This is a genomic window from Ruegeria sp. YTSA105 (assembly GCF_059610225.1).
The window spans coordinates 1-14,000 of record NZ_JBXWNE010000008.1 but is presented as its reverse complement, the minus strand read 5'-3'; the positions used below and the strand labels follow the sequence as shown (position 1 = coordinate 14,000).

Annotated in this window: 7 protein-coding genes; 6 read left to right on the top strand and 1 reads right to left on the bottom strand. The window is 57.0% G+C overall.

Going from position 1 to position 14,000, the window contains the following annotated elements:
* The first annotated feature begins 205 nt into the window (after window positions 1–205).
* The 3 genes from rpoB (at window position 206) to AC2FH2_RS11520 (ending at window position 9,692) form a co-directional block, all read left to right on the top strand.
* Window positions 206–4,339, top strand: coding sequence for a DNA-directed RNA polymerase subunit beta (rpoB, locus tag AC2FH2_RS11530; RefSeq protein ID WP_271949830.1), 4,134 nt, complete (start codon window positions 206–208; stop codon window positions 4,337–4,339).
* Window positions 4,340–4,388: 49 nt separating this feature from the next.
* Window positions 4,389–8,630, top strand: a complete 4,242-nt coding sequence (gene rpoC, locus AC2FH2_RS11525) for a DNA-directed RNA polymerase subunit beta' (protein ID WP_271949832.1) — start codon at window positions 4,389–4,391, stop codon at window positions 8,628–8,630.
* Window positions 8,631–8,804: 174 nt separating this feature from the next.
* Window positions 8,805–9,692 (top strand): DMT family transporter, encoded by an 888-nt coding sequence (locus AC2FH2_RS11520; RefSeq protein ID WP_496823636.1) that lies wholly within the window; start codon window positions 8,805–8,807, stop codon window positions 9,690–9,692.
* Here the strand turns inward: AC2FH2_RS11520 and AC2FH2_RS11515 are convergent.
* On the bottom strand, window positions 9,677–10,483 hold the full coding sequence (locus AC2FH2_RS11515; RefSeq protein WP_496823634.1) for a putative rhamnosyl transferase: 807 nt from the start codon (window positions 10,481–10,483) through the stop codon (window positions 9,677–9,679). The genes AC2FH2_RS11520 and AC2FH2_RS11515 overlap by 16 nt on opposite strands.
* A gap of 386 nt (window positions 10,484–10,869) precedes the next feature.
* Here AC2FH2_RS11515 and rpsL point away from each other — a divergent pair, with 386 nt between their 5' ends.
* The 3 genes from rpsL to fusA are packed head-to-tail and all read left to right on the top strand — an operon-like array spanning window position 10,870 to window position 13,863.
* Window positions 10,870–11,241 (top strand): 30S ribosomal protein S12, encoded by a 372-nt coding sequence (gene rpsL / locus AC2FH2_RS11510; RefSeq protein ID WP_005621086.1) that lies wholly within the window; start codon window positions 10,870–10,872, stop codon window positions 11,239–11,241.
* A 15-nt stretch (window positions 11,242–11,256) separates the two neighbouring features.
* Window positions 11,257–11,727, top strand: a complete 471-nt coding sequence (rpsG, locus tag AC2FH2_RS11505; protein WP_008756926.1) for a 30S ribosomal protein S7 — start codon at window positions 11,257–11,259, stop codon at window positions 11,725–11,727.
* Window positions 11,728–11,745: 18 nt separating this feature from the next.
* Window positions 11,746–13,863 carry an elongation factor G gene (gene fusA, locus AC2FH2_RS11500; RefSeq protein WP_142636902.1) on the top strand — a complete coding sequence of 706 codons (2,118 nt, stop codon included), beginning with the start codon at window positions 11,746–11,748 and terminating at the stop codon, window positions 13,861–13,863.
* Window positions 13,864–14,000: the final 137 nt, after the last annotated feature.

Below are 14,000 nucleotides of genomic sequence, written 5' to 3'. Positions count from 1 at the left end.
CCCGGAGAAATCCGGGTCCAGCCGAACCTGTCTTAGAAAGGACCTCATGGATTGGGGTGTTTTCTAAGACGCGGTTCATGGATCGGGAGGCCGCCATTCGGGACGGTGGCCACGAATTGATCCGGACGTGTTGTCTCTAATGTGCAAGGCACCGGGGCCCGACGGTGTCTTTGTCCGCTGAGAACATCGAAAGGTGACATCTGACATGGCTCAATCGTTCCTTGGCCAGAAACGTCTTCGGAAATATTACGGCAAAATCCGCGAAGTGCTGGAGATGCCGAACCTCATTGAGGTACAAAAATCTTCTTATGATCTATTCCTGCGCTCCGGCGATGCAGATGTGCCGACAGACGGCGAAGGCATCAAAGGCGTGTTCCAGTCGGTTTTCCCGATCAAGGATTTCAACGAAACCTCCGTTCTGGAGTTCGTGAAATACGATTTGGAAAAACCCAAATACGACGTCGAAGAGTGCATGCAGCGCGACATGACCTACAGCGCGCCGCTGAAAGTCACTCTGCGTCTGATCGTGTTTGATGTCGACGAGGACACTGGCGCCAAGTCGGTCAAAGACATCAAGGAACAGGACGTGTTCATGGGGGATATGCCCCTGATGACACCAAACGGGACGTTCATTGTGAACGGTACCGAGCGTGTGATCGTGTCCCAGATGCACCGTTCGCCCGGTGTGTTCTTTGACCACGACAAGGGCAAGACCCATTCCTCGGGCAAGCTGTTGTTTGCCTGCCGCATCATCCCGTATCGCGGCAGCTGGCTGGACTTTGAGTTCGACGCCAAGGACATCGTGTTCGCCCGTATCGACCGTCGCCGCAAACTGCCTGTGACAACCCTGCTGTATGCGCTGGGTCTGGATCAAGAAGCGATCATGGACGCCTATTACAACACGGTGTCGTACAAGCTGGACAAGAAGAAGGGCTGGATTGCACCGTTCTTCCCCGAGCGTGCACGCGGTACGCGTCCGACCTATGACCTGATCGACGCCAAATCCGGTGAGGTGATTGCCGAAGCGGGCAAGAAAGTCACCCCGCGCGCGGTCAAGAAGCTGATCGATGAAGGCAACGTCACCGAGCTGTTGGTTCCGTTCGATCACATCGTCGGGAAGTTTGTCGCCAAGGACATCATCAACGAAGAAACCGGCGCGATCTATGTCGAAGCTGGTGATGAGCTGACGCTGGAATACGACAAAGACGGCGAGCTGATCGGAGGCACCGCGAAAGAGCTGATCGACGCGGGCGTCACCGATATTCCGGTTCTGGATATCGACAACATCAATGTCGGCCCCTACATGCGCAACACCATGGCTGCAGACAAGAACATGGGCCGCGACACAGCGCTGATGGATATCTATCGCGTCATGCGCCCGGGTGAGCCGCCCACCGTCGAAGCGGCCTCGGCGCTGTTCGAAACGCTGTTCTTTGACAGCGAGCGCTATGACCTGTCCGCCGTTGGCCGTGTAAAGATGAACATGCGTCTGGCTCTGGATGCGCCCGATACACTGCGCACCCTGCGCCGCGAAGACATAGTGGCCTGCATCAAGGCGCTGGTTGAACTGCGCGACGGCAAAGGGGACATCGACGATATCGACCACCTCGGCAACCGTCGTGTGCGTTCGGTCGGCGAACTGATGGAAAACCAGTACCGCGTTGGCCTGCTGCGCATGGAGCGCGCGATCAAAGAGCGTATGTCGTCGGTCGAGATCGACACCGTCATGCCGCAGGACCTGATCAATGCGAAACCGGCTGCTGCTGCTGTCCGCGAATTCTTCGGCTCGTCGCAGCTGTCGCAGTTCATGGACCAGACCAACCCGCTGTCGGAAGTCACTCACAAACGCCGTCTCTCGGCGCTTGGCCCCGGTGGTCTGACACGCGAGCGTGCGGGCTTTGAGGTGCGCGACGTTCATCCGACACACTATGGCCGGATGTGCCCGATTGAAACGCCGGAAGGCCCGAACATCGGTCTGATCAACTCGCTGGCGACCTTTGCCCGTGTGAACAAGTATGGCTTCATCGAAACACCGTACCGTGTCGTCAAAGACGCCGAGGTGACTGATGAGGTTCACTACATGTCCGCGACCGAGGAAATGCGTCACACAGTGGCACAGGCGAACGCGACACTGGATACGGATGGCAAGTTCATCAACGATCTGGTTTCGACCCGCCAGTCAGGTGACTACACTCTGGCCCCGCGCGAGAATGTGGACCTGATCGACGTCAGCCCAAAACAGCTGGTATCGGTTGCTGCATCGCTGATCCCGTTCCTTGAAAATGACGATGCTAACCGCGCTCTGATGGGCTCGAACATGCAACGTCAGGCGGTTCCACTGCTGCGGGCCGAGGCGCCGCTGATTGGTACCGGGATCGAGGAAAAGGTTGCGATTGACTCAGGCGCTGCAATTCAGGCGAAACGCGCCGGTATCATCGACCAGGTCGATGCCCAGCGTATCGTTATCCGCGCGACTGAGGATCTGGAACTGGGCGACGCTGGCGTTGACATCTATCGTCTGCGCAAATTCCAGCGGTCGAACCAGAACACCTGCATCAACCAGCGTCCGCTGATCAAGGTGGGTGACACCGTCCAGAAGGGCGAGGTCATTGCCGATGGTCCGTCGACTGATATGGGTGAACTGGCCCTGGGTAAGAACGTGGTCGTCGCGTTCATGCCGTGGAACGGTTACAACTACGAAGACTCGATTCTGATCTCGGAACGTATTGCGCGTGACGACGTCTTTACCTCGGTCCATATCGAGGAATTTGAAGTCGCCGCCCGTGACACCAAGCTGGGTCCGGAAGAGATCACCCGCGATATTCCGAATGTCGGTGAAGAAGCGCTGCGTAACCTCGACGAGGCGGGCATCGTTTACATCGGCGCGGATGTTGAACCGGGCGATATCCTGGTCGGCAAGATCACTCCGAAGGGCGAAAGCCCGATGACCCCGGAAGAAAAGCTGCTGCGCGCCATCTTTGGCGAAAAAGCATCTGACGTGCGCGACACTTCGCTGCGCGTGAAGCCGGGCGATTACGGTACGGTCGTTGAGGTCCGCGTCTTCAATCGTCACGGCGTCGAGAAAGACGAGCGTGCGCTGCAGATCGAGCGGGAAGAAGTCGAACGTCTGGCCCGTGACCGGGACGATGAGCTGGCGATCCTGGACCGCAACATCTATGCGCGCCTGCAAGGCCTGATCATGGGTAAAACCGCGGTCAAAGGCCCGAAAGGCGTCAAGCCAGGGTCGGTGATCACCGAGGACCTGTTGGAAACCCTGACCCGTGGTCAGTGGTGGCAGCTGGCGCTGGAAGATGAGCAGGACGCACAGATCGTTGAGGCTCTGAACGAGCAGTACGAAGTGCAAAAGCGTGCTCTGGACGCCCGTTTCGAAGACAAGGTCGAGAAGGTTCGTCGTGGCGACGACCTGCCGCCGGGTGTGATGAAGATGGTCAAAGTCTTCATCGCCGTGAAGCGCAAGCTGCAGCCGGGCGATAAGATGGCCGGTCGTCACGGGAACAAAGGTGTAATTTCCAAGGTTGTTCCGATGGAAGACATGCCGTTCCTGGCCGATGGTACGCCGGTTGACTTCTGTCTGAACCCGCTGGGTGTTCCTTCGCGTATGAACGTTGGTCAGATCCTTGAAACCCACATGGGTTGGGCCGCGCGCGGTCTGGGTCTGAACATCGACGACGCGCTGGGTGAATATCGCCGCTCTGGCGACCTGACCCCGGTTCGCGAAGCAATGAAGCTGGCCTATGGCGACGATGTCTATGAAGAAGGCATCACTGGCATGGACGAGGGTCACCTGATCGAGGCTGCGGGCAACGTGACCCGTGGTGTTCCGATCGCGACTCCGGTCTTTGATGGCGCCAAAGAGGCAGACGTCAATGACGCTCTGGTGCGCGCGGGCTTCTCGCAAAGCGGTCAGTCGGTTCTGTTCGACGGTCGTACGGGTGAGCAGTTTGCACGTCCGGTGACCGTGGGCATCAAGTACCTGCTGAAACTGCACCACCTTGTGGATGACAAAATCCACGCGCGTTCAACCGGGCCTTACAGCCTGGTTACCCAGCAGCCGCTGGGTGGTAAGGCGCAGTTCGGTGGTCAGCGCTTTGGTGAGATGGAAGTCTGGGCTCTGGAAGCTTACGGCGCCGCCTACACCCTGCAGGAAATGCTCACCGTGAAATCGGATGACGTCGCCGGCCGGACCAAAGTGTACGAGTCGATCGTCAAGGGCGAGGATAACTTTGAAGCGGGCGTACCGGAATCGTTTAACGTTCTGGTGAAAGAAGTCCGTGGCCTCGGCCTGAATATGGAACTCCTGGATGCGGAGGAAGAGTAGGGGCGGCAACGCCCCAAACTCATCCCATCCCAATTTGTAAGGACGCAAAATGAACCAGGAAATTACCAATAACCCGTTCAACCCGCTGACGCCGCCTAAGGTCTTTGACGAGATCAAGGTCTCATTGGCCAGCCCGGAACGGATTCTCTCTTGGTCTTATGGCGAGATCAAGAAACCCGAAACCATCAACTACCGGACGTTCAAACCCGAACGTGACGGTCTGTTCTGCGCGCGTATCTTTGGCCCGATCAAAGATTACGAATGTCTGTGCGGTAAATATAAGCGGATGAAATATCGCGGCGTTGTCTGCGAGAAATGCGGTGTGGAAGTCACCCTGCAGAAAGTCCGCCGCGAGCGTATGGGTCATATCGAGCTGGCCGCGCCCGTCGCACACATTTGGTTCCTGAAATCGCTGCCGTCCCGCATCGGTCTCATGCTGGACATGACGCTGCGCGATCTGGAACGCGTTCTGTACTTTGAAAACTATGTCGTCATCGAGCCCGGTCTGACCGACCTCTCCTATGGTCAGATGCTGACCGAAGAAGAGTTCATGGACGCGCAGGATGCCTATGGCATGGACGCGTTCACCGCGAACATCGGTGCCGAAGCTATCCGTGAGATGCTGGCCCAGATCGATCTGGAAGCCGAAGCCGAACAGCTGCGTGCTGATCTGGCCGAAGCAACCGGTGAACTGAAGCCCAAGAAGATCATCAAGCGTCTGAAGGTTGTTGAATCCTTCCTTGAGTCGGGCAACCGGCCTGAGTGGATGGTGATGACCGTGATCCCGGTGATTCCGCCGGAACTGCGTCCGCTGGTTCCACTGGATGGTGGTCGTTTTGCGACTTCGGATCTGAACGATCTGTATCGCCGCGTCATCAACCGGAACAACCGTCTGAAGCGTCTGATCGAACTGCGCGCACCTGACATCATCGTCCGCAACGAAAAGCGGATGCTGCAGGAATCCGTCGATGCTCTGTTCGACAATGGCCGTCGTGGCCGCGTGATCACCGGCGCCAATAAGCGTCCGCTGAAATCGCTTTCGGACATGCTGAAGGGTAAGCAGGGTCGCTTCCGTCAAAACCTTCTGGGTAAGCGCGTCGACTTCTCGGGCCGTTCGGTCATCGTGACCGGTCCGGAACTCAAGCTGCACCAGTGTGGTCTGCCCAAAAAGATGGCGCTGGAACTGTTCAAGCCGTTCATCTACTCGCGCCTTGAAGCCAAGGGTCTGTCTTCGACCGTGAAACAGGCGAAGAAACTGGTCGAGAAAGAGCGTCCCGAAGTGTGGGATATCCTCGACGAGGTGATCCGCGAACACCCTGTCATGCTGAACCGTGCGCCGACCCTGCACCGTCTTGGCATTCAGGCGTTTGAACCGGTTCTGATCGAAGGTAAAGCCATCCAGCTGCACCCGTTGGTCTGTTCGGCCTTTAACGCCGACTTCGACGGTGACCAGATGGCCGTTCACGTCCCGCTGAGCCTTGAGGCCCAGCTGGAAGCCCGCGTGCTGATGATGTCGACAAACAACGTTCTGTCGCCAGCAAACGGCGCGCCGATCATCGTTCCCTCGCAGGATATGATCCTGGGTCTGTACTATGTGACACTGGAACGCGAAGGTATGCCGGGCGAAGGCAAGGTCTTTGGCTCGATCGACGAAGTTCAGCACGCGCTGGACGCCGGTGAAGTGCATCTGCACACCAAGATCACTGCGCGGATTACTCAGATCGACAGTGAAGGCAATGAAGTTCAACAGCGGTTTGAAACCACTCCGGGCCGAGTGCGCCTGGGTGCTCTGCTGCCGATGAACAACAAGGCGCCGTTCGAACTGGTCAACCGTTTGCTGCGGAAGAAAGAAGTGCAGCAGGTGATCGACACCGTCTACCGTTACTGCGGTCAGAAAGAGTCGGTCATCTTCTGTGACCAGATCATGTCGATGGGCTTTAAGGAAGCGTTCCGCGCCGGTATCTCGTTCGGTAAGGACGACATGGTGATCCCTGATGACAAATGGGGCATCGTCGATGAAACCCGCAGTCAGGTGAAGGATTTTGAACAGCAGTACATGGACGGCCTGATCACTCAGGGTGAAAAGTACAACAAAGTTGTTGATGCCTGGTCGAAGTGTAACGATCGTGTAACCGAAGCGATGATGAGCACGATCTCATCTTCGGATCGGGCAGAGGACGGGTCTGAAAAGGAACCGAACTCGGTCTACATGATGGCCCACTCGGGCGCGCGTGGTTCGGTCACTCAGATGAAACAGCTGGGCGGTATGCGCGGCCTGATGGCCAAACCAAACGGTGACATCATCGAGACGCCGATCATCTCGAACTTCAAGGAAGGTCTGACCGTTCTTGAATACTTCAACTCGACCCACGGCGCCCGTAAGGGTCTGTCGGATACCGCTCTGAAAACGGCGAACTCGGGTTACCTGACCCGTCGTCTGGTGGACGTGGCACAGGACTGCATCGTGCGTGAGCTCGATTGTGGAACCGAGCGCGCGATCACTGCGGAAGCCGCGGTAAACGACGGTGAAGTTGTTGCTTCGCTAGCCGAACGTGTGCTGGGCCGTGTCTCTGCCGATGACGTTCTGCGTCCCGGTACCGATGAGGTTCTGGTCGCTGCGGGTCAGCTGATCGACGAACGTATGGCTGATATCATTGATGAGGCCGCTGTTGCGTCGATGCGCATCCGTTCGCCTCTGACCTGTGAGTCCGAGGAAGGCGTCTGTGCAACCTGCTACGGTCGTGACCTTGCACGCGGTACTATGGTCAACACGGGTGAGGCTGTCGGCATCATCGCCGCCCAGTCCATCGGTGAACCCGGTACGCAGCTGACAATGCGGACCTTCCACATCGGTGGTGTTGCGCAAGGTGGTCAGCAGTCGTTCCAGGAAGCCAGCCACGACGGTGTCGTTTCGTTCGAGAACCCGCAGATCCTGGTCAATTCCGCGGGCGAAAGCCTGGTCATGGGCCGGAACATGAAGATGGTGATCAAAGACGAACATGGCGAAGAGCGTGCCAACCACAAGTTGGGTTATGGCTCGAAGCTGTTCGTCAAGGATGGCACCAAGGTGAACCGTGGCGACAAGCTGTTCGAATGGGATCCTTACACCCTGCCGATCATCGCCGAAAAGTCCGGTACCGCGAAATATGTTGATCTGGTTTCGGGCATTGCTGTCCGCGACGTGACCGACGATGCAACCGGCATGACCCAGAAGATCGTGATCGACTGGCGCGCGGCCCCCAAAGGCAGCGACCTCAAGCCGGAGATCATTCTGGTTGGCGAAGATGGCGAACCGGTCCGTAACGATGCGGGCAACCCGGTTCACTATCCGATGTCGGTGGATGCGATCCTGTCGATCGAAGACGGTCAGCAGATCGAAGCTGGTGAAGTTGTCGCGCGTATCCCGCGTGAAGGTGCCAAGACCAAGGACATCACCGGTGGTCTGCCGCGTGTTGCCGAACTGTTCGAAGCCCGTCGCCCGAAAGATCACGCGATCATCGCAGAAGCCGATGGTTACGTGCGCTTTGGCCGCGACTACAAGAACAAGCGCCGTATCAGCATTGAGCCGGCGGACGAGTCGATGGAAACGATCGAGTATATGGTGCCCAAGGGCAAGCATATCCCGGTTGCGGAAGGCGACTTCATCCAGAAGGGTGAATACCTGATGGACGGTAACCCGGCTCCGCATGACATCCTGTCCATCATGGGTGTCGAAGCGCTGGCGGATTACATGATCGACGAGGTGCAGGATGTTTACCGTCTGCAAGGCGTGAAGATCAACGACAAGCACATCGAAGTCATCGTGCGTCAGATGCTGCAGAAGTGGGAGATCCTGGATTCAGGTGACACCACCCTGCTGAAAGGCGAGCATGTCGACAAGCAGGAGTTTGACGCGGCCAACGAGAAGACCCTCGCCCGCGGTGGACGTCCGGCTCAGGGCGAGCCGATCCTCTTGGGGATCACCAAAGCCTCGCTGCAGACGCGTTCGTTCATCTCGGCGGCGTCGTTCCAGGAAACCACACGGGTTCTGACCGAGGCTTCGGTTCAGGGCAAGAAAGACAAGCTGGTTGGCCTGAAAGAGAACGTGATCGTCGGTCGTCTAATCCCTGCCGGTACCGGTGGCGCAACGCAAAGCGTACAGCGCGTCGCGCAGTCGCGTGACAACGTTGTCATCGAAGCCCGCCGGGAAGAGGCCGAAGCCGCCGCTGCTCTGGCTGCGCCGATGATGGATGACGATATGGTCGGGGATGAGCTGGATGTTCTGGTGGAAACACCGGAAAGCCGCGAATAAGCGATCCTAAATTCCAAAGATCAGGCCCCGCGATTTCGCGGGGCCTTTTCATTTCAGGCTCGGGTGTGGCTCTGCATGAAGCGCCATTGGAAATGTCATGCTAGCAGAGCATTGGCGGGCGGAGCCATATTGACATCTCTTTCTTGAACGCCGCCAAATGCACCTCGTGGCCAAATGCGGAGTTCAGAAAGAGTGACGCCGAATTTCAAGGGTGCTTTGCTGATGATGGGCAGCATGGCTGCCTTCACCATCAATGACACTTTGATCAAGGCCGCCGGAGCTCAGTTACCGCTGTTTCAGATGGTTGCCATCCGCGGGGTTTTGGCGACCATTCTGGTGTATCTTCTGGCACGGTACTATGGGGCGTTGCATCTGAACTTTCCGCGTCATGACAAGTGGTTGGTCGCGGCACGTTGTCTCGCCGAATTGTTGGCGACAATTTTCTTTTTGGTCGCGCTGCTTCATATGCCGCTGGCAAACGTGACTGCCATTCTGCTGGCCTTGCCATTGACCGTAACACTTGGAGCCGCGTTGTTTTTTCAAGAGCATATCGGTTGGCGTCGGATTCTTGCCATCGTTTTCGGGTTCGCCGGTATGTTGCTGATCGTTCGCCCGGGCACGGACGGTTTTAGCATCTACGCGATATATGCTTTGATCGCAGTTGCTTCGGTAACTGCCCGGGATTTGATTACGCGACGCATGTCAGTGCATGTGCCATCACTTGCAGTAACGCTGGCAACAACCGCGACGATTACATTGACGGCGGTTCTTGTCACCTCTGTCTCGGGCTGGGTTCCGGTTCCGGCAGCCGCCGGTTCGATGGTAGCGTGTGCTGCAGTCTTTGTTCTGACGGGATATTTGTTCAGCGTCATTGTCATGCGCGCTGGTGAGATCGGCTTTATCGCGCCGTTTCGTTATTCCAGTCTGATCTGGGCGTTGGGTTTGGGCTGGGCCGTATTTGGGGACTGGCCCGACAGGATTACGATGGCGGGCGCGGCCTTAGTGGTTGGGGCAGGAATGTTCATGCTGTTCCGTGAAAGGACGCGTCAATCTGCCGAATGAATGCGGCGAACGGCGTCCTGGTCGATGGCGAACCGTGCGATGAATTCGCCTTCCTGTTCAGAGGTTAGGGGGGACAGCTCGGTCTTGCTGTTTCGCGCATGCGGAGAATCGTTGAACTGGTTAAGCGTGCGGACCCACATAGGTGCGTCCGGATAGCTGATAACGGGCATGAAATTTCCGATCCGGTGATGTGCGAAATTCATGATCGTCAAGTCGCTCCCCCCGTCGGAGTACATCGCAAAGCCGACCCCCAGCAAAGGTTGATACACCTGTGCCGCCCTGATGCCATCAGCACCGAAACGGGCCAGGAACCCCTGATTGTAGTCTATCGCAACGGTTCTGTGGTTCCGCATTAAGCCCTGACCCTCATCTGCGGCGATGCGCAAGCGCTCAACGAAATCGACCGAAACCGCATCGTCATCATCGTGGCGGAACTGGATGCAGGGGGCGTCCGGTTTGGTGCGTGCTGAATTCAGGATTTCTTTCATGACCCTGCGATGACGCTTTGGTTCGCGCGCGATGATCTGTACCTGAGGCATGCCCGCTGTTAAGTCGTAAAGACGTTCGCGTGCCGGGTTTGGCAGGCATTCACCGATCACGATGAGAAACTGAAAATCCTCGTCGGTTTGCTCTTTTATGCAGGGCAGGCTAGTAGTTTCAAACAGGCGAAACCGCTCTTCCAGCCGGTCAGGTTGATACAGATAGGAGCGCCGGTCCTCGATCGTTTCGTGTTCGATCTGAAAGCCGCCATGGGCGGGATAGGAAAAACGACACAGGCCAAGTATTTGCATGATTCATCCGTGGTCCAGACCAATGGGCTGACTATGCCTGCACGGACCTGTTCCTGCAACGGGCGGTAAGACTGGATGAGCTTTGGTTCCAGCGCGAAACGGCCTGATGTGGAACGGATCAGCTGTACTGTTGACACTGGGTCCGACTCCCCCTATTACGCGCCACATCTCGGTACCGGGGGCCGCCCCAAAACCGATTTCAGTAATGAACTGGTCAAGGCCCGAACTCTTTTATCGTTCGCGCCCTCTGATAACAAACCGCGACGTTCACCTCGGAATGGGAACGCTCGCGGGTTTTGCGCTTGTGGACGCACGAGTGCAGCGAATTTAACCGCACGCATCACGCGTGCATGTCATGTGTGTTGCAAAACGGGGATATAACCGGAATGCCAACGATCCAACAGCTGATCCGCAAGCCGCGGCAGCCGAAAGTAAAACGCTCGAAGTCCATGCACCTGGAGCAGTGCCCGCAGAAACGCGGCGTCTGCACACGTGTTTACACAACCACACCGAAAAAGCCGAACTCGGCGATGCGTAAGGTTGCCAAAGTGCGCCTGACAAACGGGTTCGAGGTCATCTCGTACATCCCCGGTGAAAGCCACAACCTGCAGGAACACTCGGTTGTTCTGATCCGTGGCGGCCGTGTAAAAGACCTTCCCGGTGTCCGTTACCACATCCTGCGCGGTGTTCTGGATACCCAAGGCGTCAAAGACCGTAAGCAACGTCGTTCGAAATACGGCGCGAAGCGTCCCAAATAAGAAGGAGAGGCTGATATGTCACGTCGTCACGCCGCCGAAAAACGCGAAGTCCTGCCTGACGCCAAATTTGGCGACAAGGTACTGACTAAATTCATGAACAACCTGATGATCGACGGTAAAAAGTCGGTTGCAGAGCGCATCGTTTACAACGCCTTTGACCGCGTTGAAGGCAAGATCAAGCGCGCCCCTGTCGAAGTGTTCCACGAAGCACTCGACAACATCAAGCCGTCGGTCGAGGTTCGCTCGCGCCGGGTTGGTGGTGCAACTTATCAGGTTCCGGTCGAAGTGCGCCCCGAGCGCCGCGAAGCACTGGCCATCCGTTGGCTGATCACTGCTGCGCGTGGCCGCAACGAAAACACCATGGAAGAACGCCTCGCCGGTGAGCTGCTGGACGCTGTACAGTCCCGCGGTACCGCTGTGAAGAAGCGTGAAGACACCCACAAGATGGCCGAGGCGAACAAAGCCTTCAGCCACTACCGTTGGTAATTCCAGAGGCTTATTGAAATGGCACGCGAATATACACTCAACCATTACCGTAACTTCGGTATCATGGCGCATATCGATGCAGGTAAAACGACCTGCTCGGAACGCATCCTGTACTACACCGGCAAATCCCACAACATCGGTGAGGTGCACGACGGTGCAGCCACCATGGACTGGATGGAGCAGGAGCAGGAACGCGGAATCACTATCACTTCGGCTGCGACCACCACTTTCTGGGAACGCACTGAAGACGGTGTAACTGCCGACTCGCCCAAGCACCGCCTGAACATCATCGACACCCCCGGCCACGTTGACTTCACCATCGAAGTTGAACGCTCGCTGGCGGTTCTCGACGGTGCCGTCTGCGTTCTGGACGCAAACGCCGGTGTTGAACCTCAGACCGAAACGGTGTGGCGTCAGGCTGACCGCTACAAGGTTCCGCGGATGGTGTTCGTCAACAAGATGGACAAGATCGGCGCGGACTTCTTCAACTGCGTTGCAATGATCGAAGACCGTACCGGCGCACGCGCTGTTCCGGTTGGTATTCCGATCGGCGCAGAGACCGAATTGGAAGGCCTGATCGACCTGGTCACCATGGAAGAATGGCTGTGGCAGGGCGAAGACCTGGGCGCAAGCTGGGTCAAAGCACCGATCCGCGACAGCCTGAAGGACATGGCTGACGAATGGCGCGGTAAAATGGTCGAAGCGGCCGTCGAAATGGACGACGACGCGATGATGGAATACCTGGAAGGCAATGAGCCCGACGTTCCAACCCTGCGCGCCCTGCTGCGCAAAGGTACTCTGGAAATCGCGTTTGTTCCGGTTCTGGGTGGTTCGGCGTTCAAAAACAAAGGTGTTCAGCCGCTGCTGAACGCTGTGATCGACTATCTGCCCAGCCCGCTGGACGTTGTCGATTACATGGGCTTCAAACCCGGTGACGAAGAAGAAACCCGTAACATCGCCCGCCGTGCGGATGATGATATGGCGTTCTCGGGTCTGGCGTTCAAAATCATGAACGACCCCTTTGTTGGCTCGCTGACCTTTACCCGCATCTACTCGGGCACTCTGTCCAAGGGCGACACGCTTCTGAACTCGACCAAGGGTAAGAAAGAGCGTATCGGCCGGATGATGATGATGCACTCGAACGAACGTGAGGAAATCACCGAAGCGTTCGCGGGCGACATCATTGCGCTGGCAGGTCTGAAAGACACCACCACGGGCGACACTCTGTGTTCGACCGGCGATCCGGTGGTTCTGGAAACCATGACCTTCCCCGATCCGGTGATCGAGATCGCGGTTGAGCCGAAAACCAAGGCTGACCAGGAAAAAATGAGCCAGGGTCTGGGCCGTTTGGCCGCCGAAGACCCGTCCTTCCGTGTGGAAACTGATCTGGAATCGGGTCAGACCATCATGAAGGGCATGGGCGAACTTCACCTGGACATCCTGATTGACCGTCTCAAGCGTGAATTCAAGGTTGAAGCGAATATTGGTGCGCCGCAGGTGGCCTATCGCGAAACCATCGGTCACGAAGCCGAGATCGTTTACACCCACAAGAAACAGTCGGGTGGTTCGGGTCAGTTCGCCGAGGTGAAGATGATCATCACCCCAACAGAGCCGGGCGAAGGTTATTCGTTCGAATCTCGTGTTGTTGGTGGTTCGGTGCCCAAGGAATACATCCCGGGCGTTGAAAAAGGCATCAGATCCGTCATGGATAGCGGCCCGCTGGCTGGCTTCCCTGTGATCGACTTCAAGGTTGCCCTGATCGAAGGTAAATTCCACGATGTGGACTCTTCGGTTCTGGCCTTTGAAATCGCCGCTCGTATGGGTATGCGCGAAGGCATGCGCAAAGCGGGTGCGAAACTGCTTGAACCGATCATGAAGGTCGAAGTGATCACACCGGAAGAATATACCGGTGGCATCATTGGTGACCTGACATCGCGTCGGGGACAGGTTTCCGGGCAGGAAAACCGTGGCAACGCCATCGCGATTGACGCGTTTGTGCCGCTGGCCAACATGTTCGGCTACATCAACACCTTGCGTTCGATGTCGTCTGGCCGTGCCCAGTTCACCATGCAGTTCGACCACTACGATCCGGTTCCGCAGAACATCTCGGACGAGATCCAGGCGAAATACGCATAAGCGAAAATTTGAGGGAGCTCGATTAGCGGGCTCCCTTCATTACCGATAAAGGAGGCCATCATGGCAAAGGAAAAGTTTGAGCGTAATAAGCCGCACGTCAACATCGGCACGATTGGCCACGTTGACCACGGCAAGAC